The organism is Sphingomonas zeae (assembly GCF_014197135.1).
Lineage (GTDB): Bacteria > Pseudomonadota > Alphaproteobacteria > Sphingomonadales > Sphingomonadaceae > Sphingomonas > Sphingomonas zeae.
In genome coordinates this window covers 237,972-258,312 of sequence record NZ_JACIFA010000006.1, presented here as the reverse complement: position 1 = coordinate 258,312, position 20,341 = coordinate 237,972, and the positions used below count along the sequence as shown (strand labels likewise).

Sequence of the window (20,341 nt, the reverse complement as noted above, 5' to 3'; positions counted from 1 at the left end):
CCGACGCATCGGACATGAAAGACCATATCTATGACGACGCCAAACGCTGATGTGGGGGATGTCAACACGACTGCCCTGCCGACCGCGACGCTGGTTATCTTCGGCGCTACCGGCGACCTGGCTGCCCGCCTGCTGATGCCTGCCCTGATCACTCTGCGCCGTGGCGGATACCTGGACAATCGCTTCAAGATTCTCGGCATTGGCCATGAGGAAGGCGATGGAAAAATGCTCCGCGACAAACTGGGTTCTTTCGACCCCGGCAAGGGCGGCGAGGGGGACGGCGAAAAGGGCCAGGCGTGGGATGAGCTTGCACAGGGCCTTGACTATCTCGCCGGAGATTTCGCCGACGACCGGCTGTACGCGACATTGTCGGAGCGCCTTGCGGGCAGCGTCGTCTTCTATCTGGCCGTTCCGCCGCGCTTCTTCGGCACGATTGTCGAGAAGCTGGCGGATAACGGCCTGACGACGGAAGAGGATGACGCCTATCGGCGGGTTGTCGTCGAGAAGCCGTTCGGCCATGATCTCGCAAGCGCCAAGGCGCTGAACGCGAAGATCCTTTCGCGGGTGCCGGAAACCCAGATCTACCGGATCGACCACTTCCTCGGCAAGGAAACGGTGCAGAACATCGTCGCTGCACGCTTCGCCAACACGATCGTCGAAAAGCTTTGGAACAACGACTGCATCCAGTCGGTGGAGATCACCGCCGCGGAGACGGTGGACGTCGGCACGCGGGGGGCCTTCTACGACGCCACGGGCGCATTGCGCGACATGGTGCCCAATCACCTTTTCCAAATACTCGCCACGATCACGATGGAGGCTCCCGCCAACTTCGACGCGGAATCCGTGCGCGATGAGAAGGCCAAGGTGCTGGGCGCGATCCGTACCTACGACCGACATGAGGCGATCGAGAACAGTGTGCGCGGCCAATATGAGGCGGGGCGTGTCGCGGGGCGGGAGATCGCCGCCTATCGCGACACCGCCGACGTCGCCGCAGACAGCAGCACGGAAACGTATGTCGCGCTGAAGCTGCTGGTGGATACGTGGCGCTGGGCGGGCGTGCCCTTCTACCTGCGCACCGGTAAGGCTCTGGGCGTACGCGACACCGAGGTGGTCGTCACCTTCCGCGACGTACCGTTCGCCAGTTTCCCGTCGACCCGAAACGCTGATCTTCCCCCCAACCAGATGATCTTCCAGATCCAACCCGACGAGGGGATCGACATGGGCATCCTCATCAAGCGGCCGGGGCTGGAGATCGCCACCGAGCAGGCTACGCTGTCCTATCGTTACGACAAGGCCGAGCTGGCGGATCTGACCGGATACGAGTCGTTGTTCCACGACGTGCTGCGCGGGGATCAGTCATTGTTCCAGCGTGCCGACGCGATCGAGGCCGGTTGGCGGGCGGTACAGCCGTTCCTGGATGCCTGGGCCGAAGACGACGCGACCGGTCCCGAGCCGTATGCGCCGGGCACCGCGGGGCCTCGGGGTGCGGAGCGACTTCTGGAGCGCGATGGGCGGCGCTGGCATGCCATAGTGGACCGCGTGGAGGACAAGGCGTGACCGCCGCGATTGCCGCCGCGCCCGTGCGCCTGATCGAGGACTACGCCATGATCGGCTCGACCCACAGCGCCGCGCTGGTGCATCGATCGGGTGCAATCGAGTGGCTTTGCCTGCCCCGGTTCGACTCCGACGGCATCTTCGTATCTCTGCTTGGGACCTCCGACCATGGCGGCTGGCGGCTGGGCGCTACCGATGAGGATGCGCGTGTGTCGCGCCGCTACCTTCCTGATACACTGATACTTGAGACCACGGTGGAGACCAACACCGGCACGGCCGTGGTGATCGACTTCATGCCTCCGCCCGCGCGCGACGGCGTGCACGAAGTGGTGCGGATCATCCGCGGCATGAAGGGACGCGTCTCGATGATGACCGACCTGCGCGTCCGCTTCAACTATGGTGAGAGCACGCCGTGGGTGGAGGAGCGCGAGGGCGCGTTGTTCTTCATCGCGGGGAGCAACGGCCTGCGTCTGAGCACCAGCGTGCCACTGAGCGTCGATCACCTGTCGCAATCGGCCGAGTTCGAGATCGTCGAAGGGCAGGAGATCGCGGCGACGCTGGACTGGTTTCCTTCGCACGAGACGCCGCCGCTCCCACGCGACCCATTCGCGCTGCTGCGTCATAACGAGGCGGAATGGCGGCGTTGGATGGAGGAGTGCACCTATGACGGGCCGCATGTCGATGCAGTGCGACGATCGCTGCTCACGCTCAAGGGGCTGACCTACGCGCCGACCGGCGGCATCGTCGCGGCGCCGACGACCTCGCTGCCGGAGCACCCGGGCGGGGTGCGCAACTGGGATTACCGCTACTGCTGGCTGCGCGATGCCATCTGGACGATCCACGCGTTCGCCCAATCTGGATATCGTCAGGAGGCGAGCGATTGGCGCTGGTGGCTGATGCGCGCAACCGCGGGTGCGCCGGCCGACGTGCAGATCATGTACGGTCTACATGGCGAACGCCGTCTGATCGAGACGGAACTGGACCATCTGCCCGGGTACGAGAACAGCCGACCGGTACGGTTGGGCAACGGCGCGCATGACCAACTGCAACTCGACATCTATGGATCGCTTCTAGGTGCCTTCAACGCCGCCCGCCGTGCAGGCATCGCCGACATGGACAAGGCGTGGTCGTTCGAATGCGCGATCGCCGACTGCCTGCTCGAGCGGTGGCGCGAACCGGATTCGGGTCTGTGGGAAGTGCGCGGGCCGCCGCGCCATTTCGTCTATTCCAAGATGATGTGCTGGCTTGCGTTCGACCGCCTGATCGCCAGTGCAGAGGAATTCGGTCTGGACGGCCCCGTCGAGCGGTGGCGCGCGGAGCGCAACACCATCCATGCCGAGATCTGTGAGAAGGGGTTCGACACCGCGAGCAACAGCTTCGTGCAGTACTATGGCGCCGACCGGGTGGACGCGGCGCTGCTCCAGATCCCCCTGCTCGGGTTCCTGCCCGCCGACGATCCTCGGGTCCGTGGAACCGTAGCGCGTGTCGAGGCCGATCTCCTCCGCGATGGGGTGGTGTATCGATATCTCACGGACAGCGAGGAGGCGGATGGACTGCCAGGCGACGAGGGGGCTTTTCTGGCGTGCAGCTTCTGGCTGGTGGATGCGTGGCTGCTCGACGGTCGGAGGGGGGAGGCGGTAGCCTTGTTTGAACGCCTGCTGACGTACGGCAATGATCTGGGCCTGTTCGCGGAGGAATACGACCCCGGCAGCCGACGTCTGCTCGGCAACTTCCCACAAGCCTTCACGCATTTCGCCCTCGTCAACACTGCGCATCTGCTGGCGGCGATCGACGGCGGCCGATCGCCGGTCGACGGCATCGTGTGGAGGCAGGGGCGCCGTCGGTGACGCGGTCCCCACGGCTCTGGATGTCGGCCGGGAGGAGGCGACCGTGATGCGCCGTTTGCGACGGACCTGACCGTCGCGTGGTTGGCACACCCCAATACGCACTCGCCCGCTGACGAAGTGCCCGCATTTTTGCGTACGATGCATGAGATGCTGTCTGCACTGCTGGGGCGCGCGACCCAGGCAGCGGATGTCGAGGCACCGACAGAATACGTTGCAGCCGTGACCGCGCGAAAGTCGCTGGCGTCACGCGATCACATCATCCCGATGATCGACGGCAAGCCGCAACAAAGCCCCAAGGCTGCGTAGGACGCTAAGCCGGATGTTGCCAAGAGCAACCGCAAGAGCAAATCGCTCGCAGCCGCCAAGGCAGCGGCACAGCCGCATTCCCGGAGCATCCAGGCAGCTGCTGCTGAACGGCGGAGATTAGGTCTTGCTTGCCACAAACGCCTCGGCGGTTTCCGCCTGGTCGCCCCTTATTCCCGCGCGGCATATTGGGGAAGGACAGACGCCATGCCGGGCTGGCGGTACAGGGAGTAAGCGCAACCGGTCCTGCCCGCGACCCGGCCGGCGGATACGCTGATACTATTTCGCCCCTTCAATCAGACACTCGATCAGCTTGTCGCTGGCGGGCTTCACCGCCTCCTGATGAAGTGTTCGTGCGCAGACCGAACCGAGCGAGATGATCATGAACGCCTGAGCCAAGGTGCGGTGCTCGGCCTCCACCACGTCGCTGCCCATCAACCCGGCAAAGGCGCGGCTGATATTCTCAAAGGCTTCGGCGCGGACTTCAAGGAAGATCGCCCTGATCCGCTCGTTACGCGTCGCCTCCGCCGCGATCTCCAGAAAAAGCCGGTCGCCGCATTCGTCCTTTCGGCACGGCGTCGAGACCAGCCAGCTGATGATCCCCGCGCGATCCCGGTTGGTCAGCGCCGTATTGAGCGTGTTCTGGTCCGCGAGCCGTTCGCAGTCGGCCGCGACGATCGCGGCAATGATGTCCTCCTTCGAGGGGAAGTCGCGGTACAGCTGCTGCACGGCGACGCCGGACTCCTTGGCGATCGCGGCAATCCCCGTGGCATGGAAGCCGTTTTCAACGAACAAGCGTCGAGCGACCTCCTTGATGGTGTTCCGGCGTAGCTCCGCGCGGGTGGGGGCAGCGCAATCGATATTCGTCACTTTAAGGCCTCTTCTAATCGGTTGACGCGCTCGATCGGCGGGTCTAACTCCGCTGTTTGTGAGTGATCGCTCTCAAACAATTTTTCAAGCGGGAAATGATATGTCTTCCACCGCCCTTCCCCGCATCCGACACCGACTGGTCGAAGACGGGCATGGAAGCCCCCGGTCGCGACGAACCGCTCGATGACCTCGCGCTCGATGACGCGCGCGACGGCGACGCCAGCGACCGGCGTGACGACATGCGCGGCGACGATCTCGGCCATCCGTCGGAAGAGCGCGACGATCTTTCCTCGCTGCCGCCGATGCCGCCGCGCGACCCCGACCTGCCGCTGCCCGAGAAACGCCTCGGGCTCGACCTGTGAGCAAAGGACCGATCATGGGAACCGTCCACCCGTTCCGCTTCCGCCGCGAGCCCGAACCCGACATGCCCCGGCTTCTCTTTCTCGACGCCGACGACGACGCCGTCGATCCTGCCCCTGTGCTGTCGGCTGTCCGCACCGGCCACGGCGATCGTCTCGCCGTCTTCGGGGGCATCGCCACGATTGGGGGTCTGGCCGACCCGGACCGCGATCTTCTGATCGACCTGGCGCGCGGCAATTGGGACTTCTTCGCCGATCACGTCAGCGCCTATGCCCGAAGCGGCGCTGTCGAGGCGTTCCTGCCCGACGATCCGAAGATCTGTTCAAGCTACACCGGCGCCTCGCGCTACGTGTTGCTGCGCGCGCTCGAACATGCCGCCGAACGGCCCGGCGCCAGCCTTGCCGTTGCACGCGACCTGATCCGCGCGCTGCCGCCCGAAGTCGTCGCCGAAGTGGCCGGCCACGACCCGGCTAATGGTCACGCCTTACGCTGGGGCATGACCGTACTCGCCGGCGCACGGCAGGCGACCCACCCGATCGCCGATCACGATCCGCGCCTTCCCCGGGTTTCGATCGCGTGCTGGCTCGGCGCTCCCGCCGCCACCATCCTGTTCGTCGCCGTCCCCGATACCCCGACCCGCGAGACGGATGCGATCCGCGCCTCGCTGGCCGACCACGCGATGCTCGCCCGCCTGCGCTGCGAGGACGAGACGGCTCACGCCGTTGGGATGACCGTACGATGAGTGACTATGTCCACCTGCACCACGGCGATCTCGAAAGCGCCCGCCTCTCGCGGGACCATGCCGAGCGGTTACGCCGATCGGCTGCCGATTTGCGCCCGCTTGCTCATGCCTTCGCGCTTTACGATGGACGCGCCTACGACCCTAACAGCGCGATCCCGACGTTGCGATCGGTGCTCGATAGCTGGATCGCAGAGCATGAAACCACTGCCCGCGACCTCGATCGGCTTGCCATATCCTATCAGGACAATGCAGCGTTCCACGCCGGCCCAGCGCGAGAGTCCGATCCGCTACCGACGGGGCCTGTCAAAGGCTTCTCCCTTGTGGACCTTCTCCATACGGTTCTGCTGACGCTCGGCATCGCAGCCGCAGTCGTCCTGTCAGCCTATGTCATCCGGGTGGCTCGCCAGCATGTGCTCGGTTTCAACGACCCGGTTCAAGCCGGTGCGGTGCGATGATCTATCAGGCCGATCTCGATCCCGAGGTTGTCGAGCTTCCTCCTCACTTTCGCGAACTGGCGGCGGGCCTGCGCACCATGTTGGTCGACCTGCGCGCAGCCTCCAATATGCTGGTGCGACGTGACCAGACAGAGGACGACGAACTCGCCACTCTCGATCATGTCAGGCGCATATTGACCGATCTGGCGGACGGTCACGAGGAACTCGCCGACGGGTTCGAAGCGACTGCGCAAATCTATGACGACATCGTTTGCGGCCGGATAGCCGCCTCACCCCCACCACCGGACGACAGGTCGTCGCTGCTGACCCAACTGCTCGGAGTGGGGCACTTGCTCCTCCTGCTGCTCGGCCTTGTCTCCGCCGTCACGCTCGGGATCGCAGCCATCAAGGAACTGCGACCTTCCCCGCCCGGCACACCATACACCGTCACGGAGATCACCCATGGGGATCGATGACCGCGACTACATGCGCGAGCGCTATCGCAAGCGTCAGGGGCTCGATCCCGGTGGTACGACGTGGAACGACCGCAAAGGACGGCTCGAACTGTTTCGGTTCGGGTTCAGGAAATCCGTGCCGCTTGGCAGCGCCAGCTGGATCTCGGGCACCAGCAAGCCTTCCTGGTTCGAGGAAATCAATCGCGGGCACGACTATCAGCGCGGCCGCTGGCGACCTGCGCGCGCAAAGCCGGACCGCACGATCGCCGTCCTTCTCGCCAGCGTCATGCTCGGTTCGACCGCGGTACTAGGCGTCATCAATCGCGAATGGCTTGGCAACCATGCGGCCGCGATCGCCGCGAAGTGGACGCGCCCCGCCTTTCCGGCGTCGGGCTCGGTCAGCGTCTCGCCGTCGCTCGACCTCAAACGCGTGAACAGCAGCCTGACGCTTCAAGGCTCGGGGAACGATAGCGTGGTTCAGATGATCGATGCCGGCACGGGCGAGCATCGCCTGTCGGTCCACATCCGGGCGCACGAGCGGGTCACCGTTCCGGCACCCGTCGGGCGCTACCGCATCCATTTCATTCATGGACCTCGATGGACCGGCGATGCCGCCCTGTTCGGCAAGGGCACGGTGCGCGACGAGGTTGTCGGCACCATGGCCTTCACGCCCGGGCGTGGACACGTCCTGGACCTGCGTCTGGGACCCGACAGCAACCTGTCGGTGCGACGGCTCCCGGCGCCCGTTGACCAGCCCCGAAACGATCCGGCACATCGGAGGGGAGCATGAGCGCGCTCACCGGCATCACCGTTCTCGACGGCGACGCAAGTTCGATCCCCTCCGACCTGCTCGCGGCGCATGTCCGTCATGCCCGACGCGGCAACCGCCTCGTCATCCTCGATCGCGGCGACGCCATCGCGAAGCGCTTCTTCGCCAAAGGCGACACCCATATCGATCTCGCGCTCGGCAACTACGACTTCCAGGCCGATCATGGCTCGCGGGACGATTGCGAGGCGGCCGCGCGAGCCATGCTGCCCGCCCTCATGTGCGACCCGGTGCAACTGGCAGCACGCCCGATCCTGGCCGATACGCTTTTCAGCCACGGTTGGCTCGATAACGCGGCCGACGCGCTGCGCACGCTTGGCCACTCCGAGGCGCGTTCCCGGCTAAGGAACATTCCCGGCGACGAGAGCGCAGCCGCGACGCTGACCTGGTCGGTCCTCAAAGTGTTGCGCGAACTGGCCGACGACCTGATCGTCGCCCCCGACCATTGCCGGTTCATGTCGGTGCGCCGATGGCTGGACCTCGAGGCCGACTCGGTTCTGTTCGTGTCGCGCTACGGCTCGTACAACGTCCTCGCCCGCGCTCTCCACGCACGTCTGACCGGACGGACGCTGCACTGGCACAGCGTCGGAGAAATGCTCTTCCTGGAGCACGCCGACGGTCTCGACGACGACGCCCGTCACCAGCTCGCCCTGCCGCTGCCGGAAAACCCGAACCTCACGCTCACCATCGATTTCGACGGGATCGGGGTAGACGAGGCGCCGACATCCCGTCCGCCCGCCGAGATCGTTGCCTTCGCGCGGTCGGGCACCGCGCAGGACGACGATAGGCCCCACGACGAGGAGCAGGCCGAAGCCATCCGTGAAACCGAGCCTGCCGGCCCCGTCGACACCAGCCTCGACGACGAACTGTTCGCAAGCCCGCGGCGGGCGCGCGAACTCGCTGCGCTACCTGCCCCCGGCGGGGACGAGGCTCTGCGCGCGCTCACCGAGCGCATCGCCGCCCTCGAAGCCCGGCCGACTTACTACCCGGTCGATGAGACGCCCGCAGGGCTCGATGCAGATCATGGCGATCGGCGACACCGCCGCATCCAGCGCGGTTTCATAGTCGCGGGTGTCGCCGCGATCGCCGGCCTGGGCTGGATCGTCTTCGATGAGCCGACCAACTCGCCCGAACGGCTCCGCCTCGAAACGGAGTGGATGGCAAAGGCCGAGGATCGGCTTTCCGCCATCGACGACGCCGCCATCACCCCAGGGATCGAGAGACAAGACATGCAGCGCCAAACATGGCAGACTGCGCCTGCGTCGGAGCCCGGGGGGGCTACTGGCGCGGCGAACGCGGCAACACCGGGGGGTTGAGCCGATGGGAAAGATCATCGCCCTCTACGTCGCGATCGGCGCGCTGGTGCTGCTCGCCCGGATCGCCTTCGGCCTCGCTCGCGGCGGACGCCGGTTCGGTCCGCTTCGCCCGGTCGCCAGGCGCTTCCTCACGTCCCGCGAGGCGGCGATGCTCGACGCGCTCGAACGCGCGCTGCCGCATTGCCGCATCCACGCGCAGGTCGCGATGGGCGCGCTGCTCGCCGTCCCCGCGCTCCCCGGCCGCAAGCGCCACATCGGCGACCGCAACGCCTTCTCGCAGAAGATCGTCGATTTCGTCGCGCAGGACCGCGCCACGGGCAACATCCTCGCGCTGATCGAGGTCGATGACCGGACCCACAATCCCATCCGCGATGCCCGCCGCGACGCGATGACCGCCGGTGCCGGCTACGCCACCATCCGCATCCCCGGCTCCGTCCAGCCGACATTTTCCGAGGTGCGTGACCGTGTCGCCGCGCTCCTCGCGCCTCCGGGCGTCACGCTCGCGACCCCCATGACCCGATGAAGGAGACTGACACCATGCGAACCCTCATATCCGCTCTCGGCCTCCTGGCCGTCCTCACCGCTCCCGCGACCGCCCAGAAGCTCGGGAAGGGCGGCACCGGCGTCGACGAGGCATCCGAGGTGCCGCGTTGCGCCGCCCCGCTCGGCACCGTCGCGCTGGTCGAGGAGCGCAGTGCCGCGGCACCCGCCGACGACCTGCCGCCCACCATGCGGGCCTTCATGCGTCTGGCCGAGGCACAGAACGGCGGGGGCAGCGCGCGCGTCGATCCGCTGCCGCTCCTCAAGCTGCTCGTCGCACAGTCGGGCTGCTTCTACGTCGTCGATCGCGGCGAAGGGTTCGACGCGCTCCAGCGCGAGCGCGAGCTTGCCGCCGGCGGTTCGGTCGCGGGCGCGCGCAACACCGCCTCGCTGCGCGCGGCCGATTACATGCTGACCGCCAAGGTCATCTACAGCGACAACAACGCGGGCGGCGCCGGCGGTTTGGTCGGCGGGCTCCTGCCAGGCGGTCTCGGCCTTCGCACCAAGAAGATGGAAAGCCAGACCATGCTGACGCTGGTGGAGGTCAAGACCGGGCTCCAGCAGGCCATCGCGACCGGCTCGGCGCGCAAGAAGGATCTCTCGATCCTGGGCGGGGGCATCCTTGCCAATGCCGGTATCGGTGCACTCGGCGGCAGCTACACCTCGACCGACATCGGCAAGGTCACCAGCCTTGCGCTCCTCGATGCCTTCCGCAAGCTCACGACTTCGGCGCAGGCCCGTATCGCCGTCGCTGCTCCAGCGCCTGCCCCGGGCGTCGGGCAGCCGGTCACACCCGCCGCTGCGTCCGGTGCGCCTGTCACCCCCGCGCCCGTGGTCGCGTCGGCCCGCAACTGACGGGAGAGAAGAGGGAGAGCGGCGGGGACGGACTTCGGTCCGTCCCTGTCCCCCTCACCCGGATGACCCGCCAATGGACCGCCAGCATGACTTCTTCCGCGAACCCGACCCGGCTACCGACGATGACGATGTGGCCAGTGTCGCGCCCCAGGCGCCGCCTGCCCCGCTCGCGGTGCCGTGCGGGTTCGTCGATCGCTCAGGCAAACCCTGCCGCCGTCTCGCCCACGAGACCGTCTGCATGAACGGCCGCCCCTTTCTTCACCGTGGCGGCGAGCTGCTTCACTGTGTCGCGGAATGTTTCCGCGGGACCTCCGACGCACGAGGCGACCTCGAGCCGGACGAAGGCGCCGACAGGATATCGCCATGAACGCCACCCTCCCCCACGGCCTCGAAGGCACCGTCGAACATGCCCCCCGCGGACTGCTTCTGCGCGACCGCGACGGCATGTGGTGGCGGCTCGACTGCTCGGCCGACGTGCGGCCTTACCTTACCGGAACGGTTCGGATCGCCGGGGTGCGCACTCCGCAAGGCGCGATCGAGGTATGGCATGTCGAGGCGATCGCGGCGTGAACATGATGGGCCGTGCCCGCGCCTCGTGCGAATGCTGCAAAGCCGATCTGCCGCCCTTCCCCGCCGGCTCCCGCATCGAGCCGTGCCGAAGCTGCCGGCGACCCATGGTGCTGCTGCGCCCGCCTGCCGGTCGGCTCGATCCCGGCCGGGTGCGCGGCCTCTTCGACCTTGCCGGCGCTGTCACCGGCATCCTCATGATGGTGCTGATAAGCGCCTTCGTCCTGACCTCGATGAGCCCGCTGCGCTTCAGCAAATGGCTGACCCTCCTCATCTTCGCTATGGGCTCCGTCCTTGCCGTCGACGGCATCCTCTCGCTGCGAACCGGGATCGACAGGACATGGCACCGCAGGCGCGATGGCCGATCCGCTCGCCTCATGGGCGGCGCGAAGATCGCCGGGGCCGTCTACGCCCTCCTCATGGTCGTGATCGGAGTAACGCTGTGACGGGCCGGTCTGCGTGACGACGCTGCTCGCTTTCCTCGGCGCGGTGCTGGGCGGCCTGATCCTCAACGTCATGCCCTGCGTGTTTCCCATCCTGTCCTTGAAAGCCCTCGGACTCGCCCGCACCGGAACCTCGCCCGCAGCGGCGCGGCGCGAGGCGCTCGCCTATACCGCCGGCGTCGTCACCGTCTGCCTCGCGCTCGGCGCCGCCCTGATCGCGCTGCGCGCCTCCGGCGCTGCCTTCGGATGGGCGTTCCAGCTTCAGAACCCGGTCGTCGTGGGCGCCCTGGCCGTCCTGTTCGCCGCGCTCGCCTTCAACCTCGCCGGTCTCTACGAATTGCCCACCCCGGCTTTCGCCGGCCGCGCCGGTCATGTCGGCGCATTCGCGACCGGCGCGCTCGCCGCGTTCGTCGCCACCCCCTGTTCGGGGCCGTTCATGGGCGCGGCCCTCGGCGCCGCGATCATGCTCCCCGCTCCCGCCGCGCTCCTTGTGTTCGCCGGGTTCGGGCTCGGGATCGCACTGCCCTTCCTTGCCATCGGATACATCCCCGCGCTCCGCGACCGGCTCCCCAGCCCTGGCCCCTGGATGGCCTCGCTGCGCCGCATCCTCGCCCTGCCGATGTTCCTCACCGCGCTCGCGCTCCTGTGGGTGCTCGGGCGACAGACCGGCGTCGACGCGATGGCGCTGGTTCTCGGGGTTACACTGATAGCGACACTGGTGCTGCAGTGGATCGGGAGACGTCAGGTCGCGTAGCGCGCGAATGGCTGTGAATCGGCCTGCAATATTGACCCCGTTCGGGGCTGATCGGCTTCCAAAATTGACCCCCTGAACGGATGCGGTTCACGCCTCGTCGTTTTGCGGCGGGGGCGGGTGGGAGATGCTGGTCGTGGAGACAGTGGCGCGCATCCGGCGCGAGTTTTTCGTCAAGGGCAAGTCGATCAAGGAGATCGTGCGCGACCTAGGCGTGTCGCGGAACACGGTCAGGAAGGTGCTGCGCTCGGGGGAGACGGCGTTCGCTTACGAGCGCAGCGTGCAGCCGCTGCCGAAGCTGGGGCCATGGACGGCCGATCTGGATCGGCTGCTGGAGACGAACGATCGGAAGGCGCGGCGCGAGCGCCTGACGATGATCCGCGTGTTCGAGGAGTTGCAGGGGCTCGGCTATGGCGGCGGTTACGACGCGGTCCGGCGCTATGCGGCGGCGTGGCACCGCGAGCGATCGGTCGCGACAGCGGCTGCGTATGTGCCGCTGAGCTTCGCGCCAGGCGAGGCGTACCAGTTCGACTGGAGCCATGAGATCGTCGTGATCGCAGGCGTCACGACGACGGTGAAGGTGGCGCATATGCGGCTTTGCCACAGCCGGATGTTCTACGTGCGGGCGTATCCGCGCGAGAGCCAGGAGATGGTGTTCGACGCGCATGACCGCGCGTTCGCGTTCTTTGGCGGCGCCTGCCAGCGCGGTATCTATGACAATATGAAGACGGCGGTCGATGCGATCTTCGTCGGGCGGGAGCGTAAATATAACCGCCGCTTCGAGCAGATGTGCGGCCATTATCTGGTCGAGCCGGTGGCTTGCACGCCGGCGTCGGGCTGGGAGAAGGGACAGGTCGAGAATCAGGTCGGGCTGGTGCGTGAACGCTTCTTCACGCCGCGGCTGCGGTTCAAAAGCTATGCCGAGATGAACGCCTGGCTGGAGGATCGCTGCGTCGCGCGGTCGAAGCAGGCGGCGCATCCCGAGTTGAAGGATCGCACCGTCTGGGAGGTGTTCGAGGCGGCCGACCGCCCCGCGCTGATCGCCTATCGCGGTCCGTTCGACGGCTTCCATGCGCTGCCGGCGTCGGTATCGAAGACGCTGCTGGTGCGGTTCGATTACAACAAATACTCGGTGCACGCTGCAGCCGCCGGGCGACCGGTCGAGATCCATGCCTATGCTGACCGGATCGTCATCCGCCAGGACGGCGAGATCGTCGGCGAGCATATCCGCCGGTTCGGGCGCGAGCAGACGATCTATGATCCCTGGCATTACGTGCCGGTGCTGGCGAGAAAGCCTGGCGCGTTGCGCAACGGCGCGCCGTTCAAGGACTGGCCGCTTCCGCCCGCGATCGAGCGGACACGGCGACGCCTCGGCGGCCATGCCGATGGCGATCGCCAGATGGTCGGCATCCTGAGCGCGGTGACGACCGATGGGCTGGATGCGGTCGAGGCCGCCTGTGCCGAGGCGCTCGCTGGCGGCACGGTCAGCCGCGACGTCGTGCTCAACATCCTGACTCGTCAGCGCGAGCCAATGCCGCCGCTGACCATCGCCACGCCCGAGGCGCTGCGGCTCGTCCATGAGCCGATCGCCGACTGCGCCCGATATGACAGCCTGAGGAGATTTTATGGAACGCCACGAGATCCTGGAGATGATGGGGACGCTGAAGCTTGTCGGCATGCGGCACGCCTATGACGAGGTGATCTCCGACGCGGTGAAGCGGCAGCATGCCCCCGGCCGCGTGGTAGGCGATCTGCTGAAAGCCGAGATCGACGAGAAGCAGGCGCGCTCGATCAAATACCAGATGACGATCGCCAAGCTGCCGCTGGCAAAGGACATTACCGGGTTCGATTTTACTGCGACGCCGATCAACGAGGGCCTGGTCCGTGATCTTGCCACCGGCGCGTTCCTCGCCAGCCAGCGCAATGCCGTTCTGGTCGGCGGCACCGGCACGGGCAAGACGCACCTCGCCATCGCGATCGGGCGCTCCTGTGTGCGGACCGGCGCCAGGGTCAGATACTACAACACCATCGATCTGGTGAACCGGCTCGAAGCGGAAAGCCGTGCCGGTCGGGCCGGCCGGATCGCCGAACATCTCTCGCGGCTCGATCTCGTGATCCTCGACGAGCTCGGCTATCTGCCGTTCGCGCAGTCGGGCGGGCAGTTGCTGTTCCACCTGGTCAGCCGCCTTTACGAGCAGACCTCGATCGTGGTCACCACCAACCTCGCGTTCGGAGAATGGCCCAGCGTGTTCGGCGACGCGAAAATGACCACCGCGCTGCTCGACCGGCTGACCCACCACTGCGACATCGTCGAAACTGGCAACGAGAGCTGGCGGTTCAAAAGCCGCGAAGCCGCCTGACGGCGAAAAGATGCAATCGGCATGGGTGTGCGTCGGCTCCGGGCTACACCCTCCGCCGTCGCACACCCATGCCGACGTTCCTCGGCTCCATCATCAGGCTCGCCATAGCGGGGTCAATGTTGGGCGCCGATCGGGGGTCAACATCCCGCGCCGGTTGACAGCCGGAAACCGCCGATACCTTCACGGTCGGGGCGGTCCTCAGTTCGCCCTTCGAGGCGCCGGCCCTGCGGGGGATCAACCTATCGGTCGATTATTACAGCATCCGCATCAAGGACGCGATCGCGCCGCTGGGCGCACTCACTTCCCTGCAGAAATGCTTCAACGGCGATGGCTCGAACACGAATTTCGATCCGACCAACTATTTCTGCACCTTGTTCCAGCGTGCGCCGAACGGCATCTTCACCGCCGTGCAGCAGCCCTATCTGAACCTGGGCGGCTATCGCACCGCGGGTGTCGACGCCCAGCTCAACTGGCGGGTGCCGGTATCCGCGCTGGGTAGCCAGGGGGCGGTTACGTTGAACAGCTATGTCAGCTATCCGGACAAGTTCGAAATCCAGACGCTGCCGGACAGCCCGTTCCAGGACAATGCCGGGACGATCAGTTCGACGAACCAGCTATCCGCGGTGGAAACATGTCCAGTCGCTGGCGATCCAGTCGGGCGGACTGGCCATCACCGGCCGCTGGAGGCACACCAGCCCGATGCGCGACAGCAGCGTCGTCACCAATCCGGCGTCGAGCACCGCTGGCGCGCCCGGCTACGACTATTTCGATCTCTCGGCGTCGCTGCGCGTGAGCGATCGGTTCGAACTGCGCGGTGGCGTCAACAACCTGACGGACAAGGCGCCGCCGATCATCGGCGGGACCGCGGGCGTGACGAACAACGGCGTGTATTATGTGGTCGGCCGCACGCTGTTCCTGGCCTTCAAGGCGCGGCTTTGAGGCGATGGACAGGGTGGCGGACGGGGCGGCGATAGGACGGCGGGCGCTGCTCGCGGGGGCGCTGGGCACAAACCTTGCCGTCCCCGCGCTGGCGGCACAGGATGACGCGTCCGTCGAGGCGATCGTCGCCACCCACCCGGAACCCGCGCCGGCGGGACGATGGGCGATCAGCATCCTCGCCCGCGTCGGCGACGCCATGGAGGTGGGGGAGGGCCCCGACGGCGCACGCCGCATCGTCCCGATCGTGGGCGGCAGTTTTCAGGCGCGCTCCCTGCGCGGTATCGTGCTACCCGGCGGCGCCGATCGGCAGCGCCTGCGCGGCGACGGAATCCGCGAACTCGATGCCTTGTATGAACTGCGCGGCGACGACGGCACCCTGCTGACGGTGCATAATCAGGTGATGATCGACAATATGGTTCCGCCGGGACAGCCGCGCTATGCGCGTTCGGTTGTTCGCATCGCCGCACCCCAGGGCCCGCATGGCTGGCTGAACCGTCGCATCTTCGTGGGCACCCTCACGAGCCTTCGCCCGGCGCGTCCCCTGGTGCTGATCCGCGTGTACGAGATGTGACGCGCGGGGCACCAGGGGAGGCATCTCCTCCGCCTGGTGCATGTCGTACCGCTCAGCGCTGCACCCCCTGATCGCGCCAGCCGGCGCCCAGCGCCACCTGCACGTCGATCCAGGCCGAACGCATCGCGCTGGTGGCGCGAACCTGCTGGCTTTGGGTGCGCAGTGCCTGTTCGCGGGCGAGCGCGGCCGCGATGCGGCTGTCCTGCCCGGCACGCTGGCGGGTTTCGGACAGATCGGCCAGCGTCGCGGCGGTGGCTGCCGCCTGGTCGGCCGTCGTGGCGACACGACGCAGCGCGGCGAGCGTATCGAGGGCGGCATCGGTTTCCTCCAGCGCCTTCAGAAAGGCGGACTCCCAGGCAGCGCCGGCGGCCTCTGCCTGCGAACCGGCCGCGCGGATGCGGGCCCGGATTCGGCCCATATCGAAGACACCCCAGCTGAGCACAGGCCCCACGCCGAACCGCAGCGCGCCGGTGTCGGTCACGTCCCCCGGTGCCGCCGTCACGCCGACCGAGCCGCCGAGGCTGAGGCGGGGATAGAGGTCGGCCCGGGTCACCTGGATACGGGCGGTCGCCTTGAGCAGATCCTGCTCGGCCGCCGCAACATCGGGGCGCAGTCGCAACAGGTCTTCGGGGCGTCCGGCGCGGACATAGGCGGGGACCGGCAGCGTGGCGGGGGTGAGCCCGGCCATGCTGCGGACGCCTTCGGGTGCGGGAACCCCGGTCAATGTCGACAGCCGCCGGATGGCGTTGCGGCGTGCCGCTTCCAGCTGTGGCCGCTGCTGTTCGGCATCGGCCAGCACCAGCCGGGTTTCCTCCACCTTGTCGCGTCGGACACCGCCGGCCGCGAGCGCCTGTTCCAGTCCGGCGACCACGTTGGTGAGCAGGGGCTGTCGCTCGTCGAGCAGCGCCAGCTGAAGATTGGCGTCGGCCAGATCGGACCAGGCGCGGACCACTGCAGCGGCAATCGCCGCCTCCGTGCCGCGTCGCGCCCACAGGCTGCGCTCCGCCTCGGCGCGGGTTTCGCGGACTGCTCCGCTGACTCGGCCGAACAGGTCGATTTCCCAGGAAAAGGAGGTTCCCGCATCGATCAGCGTCTGGCTGGGCAGGACGGAGGGGCCGCCGAGCGTGTCGAGCTGTAGCGCGGCACCGGCGGTGCGGGTGCGTTGCAGGCCGGCATCCACCGTCCCGATCGGGAGGCGCGCGGCCCGTGCCTCGCGCACCAGCGCCCGGCTCGCCTCCCAATTGGCGGTGGCGGCGCGCAGATCGGCATTGTGGGCTAGCGCGGTTTCGACAAGGCGGTCGAGCTGCGGGTCGTTCAGCCCTTTCCACCAGTCGAGCACCACGGCCTCCTGATCGGCGTTTGTTTCCGCCGACCAGCTCGTCGGCGCGGCCGGCAGCGGCTTGGGCGGGGTGAGCTGCGGCCCCGAACAGGCGGCGACGAGCACCGCAAGGGCGGAGGAAAGCATCAGCTTGGTTGCGTTCATCTCAGGATACTCCGGATCTTGGGGTTACGCGGCGGCGATCGCCACGTCGTCCTGCTTGCGGCGGAAGGCGAGCGCGTAGAGGGCGGGGATCAGCACCAGCGTGATCAGCGTGCCCAGTGCGAGCCCGCCCATCATCGCCGCCGCCATCGGCCGCCACAGATCGCCGCCGAACAGGAAGAGCGGGGCGAGGCCGGAAATGCACACCAGCTTCGTCATCACGATCGGGCGCAGGCGCATCTCGGCGGCGTGGGCGATGGCGGGGAACAGCTCCATGCCTGCCTCGCGATCCTCGGCGATGCGGCCCAGCAGCAGCACCGCGTTGTTCACGATGATCCCCATCAGGGCGAGGATCCCGATCGTCGCGCTGAAGCTGAGCGGCTGGCCGGTGACGGTCAGGCCCAGGGTGGCGCCGATCACCACGAAGGGCATCGAGGCGATCACGATCAGCGCCTTGCGCAGGCTGCCGAACTGCCAGAGGAACAGCAGGAGCATGCCGACGAGTGCGAAGGGCGCATAGGTGTTGAGACCGGCATTGGCCTTTTCGCTCTCCTCGATTTCGCCGCCCAGCTTCAGCACGTGCCCCGGCGGCAGCCGAAGTTCGTCGAGCAGGGGGCGAACCTTGTCGACCACGGCCTGCGAGGTGAGCGTGTGATGGCGCGCGGTCACTTCCACCATCGGCAACAGGTTGCGGCGGGCGAGCAGCGAAGGCTGATCGGCGATCCGGATCGTCGCCACCGAGCCCAGCGAGACGCCGGTTTCCGGCGGACCGACCGGCAGCGAGGCCAGCCGCTCGATCGTCGCCCGGTCGCCCTGGTCGCCGCGGACGACGACCGGGATGTCGGTATCGCCGTCACGGATGATGGTGGCGGGCGTGCCGTCCTGGATCGCATTGACCGCGCCGTAGATGGCGGCGTTGGACAGGCCGGCAGCGGCGACCTTGGCCTGATCGATGCTGACGGTCAGGCGCATCAGCGGCTGTTCCATGTTGCTGCGGACCCGCGCCATGCCGTTCATTTCCTCCAGGCGGGTTTCCAGCTTGCGCGCGGCATCGAGCAGGACGGCGCGGTCCGGTCCGATGAAGCGGAACACTGCCACGCCCGTTTCCGCCGCGCCCAGGAAGAAGCGCTTGGTATCGAAACGTGCCTCCGGGAAGCGGGGCTTCAGCGTGCGGTCCAGCCGCGCGATGGTTTCGCCCAGGTCTGCGTCCTTGGTCAGGTTGATCACGGCATAGGCGCGGTTCAGCGTCGGCGCCGGCGGGTTCAGGCCCAGGATGAAGCGCGGTCCGCCATCGGCCACATAGGTGATGTGGCTGGTCACTTCGGGGAACAGCGTGCGGTCGTTCAGCAGCGTCGAGATGCGCTTTGCCGTCGCCATGGTCTGTTCGGCCGATGCGCCCGGTGCCAGTTCGATCGGCATCTGCACCTGCTTGCGCTGTGACGGCGCTAGCAGTTCCTGCGGCACGAACTGGATCAGCACCAGCGCTGTGGCGAGCAGCCCGACCATGCCGCCGGTGATCGCCAGCGGCCGTGCCAGGATCTTTCCAACCAGCCCGCCATAGAAGCGCTTCACCTTGCCCAGGAACCCGGCGTCCTCGTCATGGTGCGCGTCGACGCGGATATAGCGCATCGCCAGCAGCGGCGTGATGGTGAGCGCGAGCAGCAGCGACAGCAGCAGCGTGATCGCAAGGACGATGCCCAGGCTGCGCATATATTCGCCGGTTTCGGTTTCTCCGGCGACCAGGGGGACAAAGGCAACGATAATCGCCAGCGACGATACCAGCAGCGGCATCAGCATCGTCTCGCCGGCCGCGCGGGCAGCCGATGGGGCGTCCTCACCTTCGGAGATGCGGCGCTGGTAATCCTCGACCACGACGATGCCGTTGTCGACGAAGATGCCCAGGGCGATGATGATCGCCGCGATCGAGATCTGGTGGAGTTCGATCCCCATCCAGTTCATCACCAGCGCCGTGCCCAGCACCGTCATCGGCACGATCGTGCCCGTGACGAGGCCGCTGCGCCAGCCGAGGAACAGCATCACCACGCCGAGCACGATCACGACCGTTTCGACGAATACCTGGCCGACCTTCTTCAGTTCCTTTTCGACCACGGTCGCCTGGTCGGTGATGTTGTCGGCGTGCAGGCCGGCGGGCAGGGTGGGGCGAATCTCGTCCTGCCGTGCGTTGAGTGCGTCGGCAAAGGCGAGCACGCTCTGGCCGTTCTGCATCGAGACGCCCAGCACCACGGCGGGCTTGCCGTTGAAGAATGCGCCGCCCTGGGGCGGATCCTGCGGCCCCTGGCGGATCGTGCCGAGCGCGCCGAGCGGCACCACGGCGCCGTTGCCGACCGGGACGGGGAAAGCGGCCAGATCGCTGACGCGGCCCGGACGATCGCCGGTCTGCACCGCGATCGAGGTGCCACCCTGGATCAGCTGGCCGGTGGCGGATAGCTGGTCGCGCTCCTGCAATGCCTTGGCGACGGCGGCCACGCTGGTGCCGGCGGCGCGCACCGCCTCTGGATTGAGGTCGACATAGGCCATTTCGCGACGCACGCCGTGCAGCGAGATGGCGGCGACGCCGGACACGCTCTGCAACTGGTTGCGCACATGCTTGGCCCAGAGTTCGAGCTTTGCGGCGTCATAGCCATCGCCGGTGATCGCGATCGTGCGGACCGCAACCCGGCCGAAATCGTCGTTCAGTCGCGGGCCGACGGTGCCTGCCGGCAACTGGGGTTGCACATCCGCCAGGCGCGAGCGCAGCTTCTGCCACGTGGCCGCCGTGGCTTCGCGATCGACATTATCGTGCAGCGAGACATAGATCAGCACCGCGCCGGGGCGGACCTGGGTATCGACGGTCTTCACCTCGCTCTGGCCGCGAATGGCTTCCTCGATCGGGCGAGCGAGGATCTTTTCGAGCCGTTCGGCGGACTCGCCGGGAAGATAGGCTTCGACCGTGGCAGTGCGCAGTGTGACGCTGGGCTCTTCGGTCGCGGGAAAGTTCATCAGTGCCGCCAGACCGACCAGGCAGGTCAGGATGGCGGCGACGAGGACGAAACGGGGGCGCGCGAGCGCCGCACCCGTCAGGGACGAGCGGTTGAGGGGCATCGAAGGATCTCCTGTGGCGGCCGGGC

21 protein-coding genes and 2 pseudogenes are annotated in these 20,341 nt (G+C 67.1%); 20 read left to right on the top strand and 3 right to left on the bottom strand.

Going from position 1 to position 20,341, the window contains the following annotated elements:
* Nucleotides 1-30: 30 nt before the first annotated feature.
* From zwf to GGR45_RS11175, 3 genes are all read left to right on the top strand, one after another.
* Complete coding sequence (gene zwf, locus GGR45_RS11185) at nt 31-1,557, top strand: glucose-6-phosphate dehydrogenase (RefSeq protein WP_175312455.1); 1,527 nt, start codon at nt 31-33, stop codon at nt 1,555-1,557.
* Complete coding sequence (locus tag GGR45_RS11180; RefSeq protein WP_217498051.1) at nt 1,554-3,401, top strand: glycoside hydrolase family 15 protein; 1,848 nt, start codon at nt 1,554-1,556, stop codon at nt 3,399-3,401. Before zwf ends, GGR45_RS11180 begins: the two co-directional genes overlap by 4 nt.
* 81 nt (nt 3,402-3,482) lie before the next feature.
* The gene (locus GGR45_RS11175; protein ID WP_246358170.1) at nt 3,483-3,707 is read left to right on the top strand and encodes a MucR family transcriptional regulator; all 225 of its coding nucleotides are present in this window, start codon (nt 3,483-3,485) and stop codon (nt 3,705-3,707) included.
* 276 nt (nt 3,708-3,983) lie between these two features.
* On the opposite strand, the gene GGR45_RS11170 is transcribed toward GGR45_RS11175, so the two are convergent.
* Nucleotides 3,984-4,574 carry a TetR/AcrR family transcriptional regulator gene (locus GGR45_RS11170; RefSeq protein WP_175312456.1) on the bottom strand — a complete coding sequence of 197 codons (591 nt, stop codon included), beginning with the start codon at nt 4,572-4,574 and terminating at the stop codon, nt 3,984-3,986.
* Between the two features lie 152 nt (nt 4,575-4,726).
* On the opposite strand from GGR45_RS11170, the gene GGR45_RS11165 reads away from it, so the two are divergent.
* From GGR45_RS11165 to GGR45_RS11085, 17 genes and pseudogenes are all read left to right on the top strand, one after another.
* Nucleotides 4,727-4,936 (top strand): hypothetical protein, encoded by a 210-nt coding sequence (locus GGR45_RS11165; protein ID WP_175312457.1) that lies wholly within the window; start codon nt 4,727-4,729, stop codon nt 4,934-4,936.
* Between the two features lie 14 nt (nt 4,937-4,950).
* Nucleotides 4,951-5,676, top strand: coding sequence for a type IV secretion protein (locus GGR45_RS11160; RefSeq protein ID WP_217498054.1), 726 nt, complete (start codon nt 4,951-4,953; stop codon nt 5,674-5,676).
* On the top strand, nt 5,673-6,131 hold the full coding sequence (locus tag GGR45_RS11155; protein WP_175312458.1) for a hypothetical protein: 459 nt from the start codon (nt 5,673-5,675) through the stop codon (nt 6,129-6,131). The genes GGR45_RS11160 and GGR45_RS11155 overlap by 4 nt, the downstream gene beginning before the upstream one ends.
* Complete coding sequence (locus tag GGR45_RS11150; RefSeq protein ID WP_175312459.1) at nt 6,128-6,586, top strand: hypothetical protein; 459 nt, start codon at nt 6,128-6,130, stop codon at nt 6,584-6,586. Before GGR45_RS11155 ends, GGR45_RS11150 begins: the two co-directional genes overlap by 4 nt.
* Nucleotides 6,573-7,355 (top strand): hypothetical protein, encoded by a 783-nt coding sequence (locus GGR45_RS11145; RefSeq protein WP_175312460.1) that lies wholly within the window; start codon nt 6,573-6,575, stop codon nt 7,353-7,355. The genes GGR45_RS11150 and GGR45_RS11145 overlap by 14 nt, the downstream gene beginning before the upstream one ends.
* Nucleotides 7,352-8,707 carry a hypothetical protein gene (locus GGR45_RS11140; RefSeq protein WP_175312461.1) on the top strand — a complete coding sequence of 452 codons (1,356 nt, stop codon included), beginning with the start codon at nt 7,352-7,354 and terminating at the stop codon, nt 8,705-8,707. The genes GGR45_RS11145 and GGR45_RS11140 overlap by 4 nt, the downstream gene beginning before the upstream one ends.
* 4 nt (nt 8,708-8,711) lie before the next feature.
* Complete coding sequence (locus GGR45_RS11135; RefSeq protein WP_175312462.1) at nt 8,712-9,230, top strand: DUF2726 domain-containing protein; 519 nt, start codon at nt 8,712-8,714, stop codon at nt 9,228-9,230.
* 14 nt (nt 9,231-9,244) lie between these two features.
* Nucleotides 9,245-10,102, top strand: coding sequence for a CsgG/HfaB family protein (locus GGR45_RS11130; protein ID WP_175312463.1), 858 nt, complete (start codon nt 9,245-9,247; stop codon nt 10,100-10,102).
* A gap of 73 nt (nt 10,103-10,175) precedes the next feature.
* Entirely contained in the window at nt 10,176-10,469 is a 294-nt protein-coding gene (locus tag GGR45_RS11125) for a hypothetical protein (RefSeq protein WP_175312464.1), read from the top strand.
* Complete coding sequence (locus GGR45_RS11120) at nt 10,466-10,672, top strand: DUF5818 domain-containing protein (protein ID WP_175312465.1); 207 nt, start codon at nt 10,466-10,468, stop codon at nt 10,670-10,672. The genes GGR45_RS11125 and GGR45_RS11120 overlap by 4 nt, the downstream gene beginning before the upstream one ends.
* A 104-nt stretch (nt 10,673-10,776) precedes the next feature.
* A complete protein-coding gene (locus tag GGR45_RS11115) occupies nt 10,777-11,115 on the top strand; it encodes a hypothetical protein (RefSeq protein ID WP_183988980.1) in 339 nt (112 codons plus the stop codon).
* Between the two features lie 16 nt (nt 11,116-11,131).
* Nucleotides 11,132-11,863: pseudogene (locus GGR45_RS11110) on the top strand (cytochrome c biogenesis protein CcdA); the annotation flags it as partial.
* Nucleotides 11,864-11,990: 127 nt separating this feature from the next.
* Nucleotides 11,991-13,556: an IS21 family transposase gene (gene istA, locus GGR45_RS11105; RefSeq protein ID WP_175312467.1), complete on the top strand. Its 1,566-nt coding sequence runs from the start codon at nt 11,991-11,993 to the stop codon at nt 13,554-13,556.
* Nucleotides 13,489-14,223 carry an IS21-like element helper ATPase IstB gene (istB, locus tag GGR45_RS11100; protein ID WP_175312468.1) on the top strand — a complete coding sequence of 245 codons (735 nt, stop codon included), beginning with the start codon at nt 13,489-13,491 and terminating at the stop codon, nt 14,221-14,223. The genes istA and istB overlap by 68 nt, the downstream gene beginning before the upstream one ends.
* Nucleotides 14,224-14,393: 170 nt before the next feature.
* Nucleotides 14,394-14,780 (top strand): annotated as a pseudogene (locus GGR45_RS20015) (TonB-dependent receptor domain-containing protein); the annotation flags it as partial.
* Nucleotides 14,781-14,808: 28 nt separating this feature from the next.
* Entirely contained in the window at nt 14,809-15,162 is a 354-nt protein-coding gene (locus GGR45_RS19840; RefSeq protein ID WP_254703131.1) for a TonB-dependent receptor, read from the top strand.
* A gap of 13 nt (nt 15,163-15,175) precedes the next feature.
* Nucleotides 15,176-15,733 (top strand): DUF3237 domain-containing protein, encoded by a 558-nt coding sequence (locus GGR45_RS11085; RefSeq protein WP_221235830.1) that lies wholly within the window; start codon nt 15,176-15,178, stop codon nt 15,731-15,733.
* 52 nt (nt 15,734-15,785) lie between these two features.
* Here GGR45_RS11085 and GGR45_RS11080 read toward each other — a convergent pair whose 3' ends face one another.
* Together GGR45_RS11080 and GGR45_RS11075 are read right to left on the bottom strand one after the other, a co-directional pair.
* On the bottom strand, nt 15,786-17,216 hold the full coding sequence (locus GGR45_RS11080) for an efflux transporter outer membrane subunit (protein WP_175312471.1): 1,431 nt from the start codon (nt 17,214-17,216) through the stop codon (nt 15,786-15,788).
* 24 nt (nt 17,217-17,240) lie between these two features.
* Entirely contained in the window at nt 17,241-20,315 is a 3,075-nt protein-coding gene (locus GGR45_RS11075) for an efflux RND transporter permease subunit (protein WP_175312472.1), read from the bottom strand.
* Nucleotides 20,316-20,341 lie beyond the last annotated feature (26 nt).

Coding starts and splice junctions, on each gene's coding strand:
- GGR45_RS11080 (WP_175312471.1), bottom strand. CDS start 17,216: ATGAACGCAACCAAGCTGATGCTTTCCTCCGCCCTTGCGGTGCTCGTC.
- GGR45_RS11145 (WP_175312460.1), top strand. CDS start 6,573: ATGGGGATCGATGACCGCGACTACATGCGCGAGCGCTATCGCAAGCGT.
- GGR45_RS19840 (WP_254703131.1), top strand. CDS start 14,809: ATGCCGGGACGATCAGTTCGACGAACCAGCTATCCGCGGTGGAAACAT.
- istA (WP_175312467.1), top strand. CDS start 11,991: ATGCTGGTCGTGGAGACAGTGGCGCGCATCCGGCGCGAGTTTTTCGTC.
- istB (WP_175312468.1), top strand. CDS start 13,489: ATGGAACGCCACGAGATCCTGGAGATGATGGGGACGCTGAAGCTTGTC.
- GGR45_RS11115 (WP_183988980.1), top strand. CDS start 10,777: ATGGTGCTGCTGCGCCCGCCTGCCGGTCGGCTCGATCCCGGCCGGGTG.
- GGR45_RS11075 (WP_175312472.1), bottom strand. CDS start 20,315: ATGCCCCTCAACCGCTCGTCCCTGACGGGTGCGGCGCTCGCGCGCCCC.
- GGR45_RS11160 (WP_217498054.1), top strand. CDS start 4,951: ATGGGAACCGTCCACCCGTTCCGCTTCCGCCGCGAGCCCGAACCCGAC.
- GGR45_RS11155 (WP_175312458.1), top strand. CDS start 5,673: ATGAGTGACTATGTCCACCTGCACCACGGCGATCTCGAAAGCGCCCGC.
- GGR45_RS11140 (WP_175312461.1), top strand. CDS start 7,352: ATGAGCGCGCTCACCGGCATCACCGTTCTCGACGGCGACGCAAGTTCG.
- GGR45_RS11125 (WP_175312464.1), top strand. CDS start 10,176: ATGGACCGCCAGCATGACTTCTTCCGCGAACCCGACCCGGCTACCGAC.
- GGR45_RS11150 (WP_175312459.1), top strand. CDS start 6,128: ATGATCTATCAGGCCGATCTCGATCCCGAGGTTGTCGAGCTTCCTCCT.
- GGR45_RS11130 (WP_175312463.1), top strand. CDS start 9,245: ATGCGAACCCTCATATCCGCTCTCGGCCTCCTGGCCGTCCTCACCGCT.
- GGR45_RS11135 (WP_175312462.1), top strand. CDS start 8,712: ATGGGAAAGATCATCGCCCTCTACGTCGCGATCGGCGCGCTGGTGCTG.
- GGR45_RS11120 (WP_175312465.1), top strand. CDS start 10,466: ATGAACGCCACCCTCCCCCACGGCCTCGAAGGCACCGTCGAACATGCC.
- zwf (WP_175312455.1), top strand. CDS start 31: ATGACGACGCCAAACGCTGATGTGGGGGATGTCAACACGACTGCCCTG.
- GGR45_RS11165 (WP_175312457.1), top strand. CDS start 4,727: ATGGAAGCCCCCGGTCGCGACGAACCGCTCGATGACCTCGCGCTCGAT.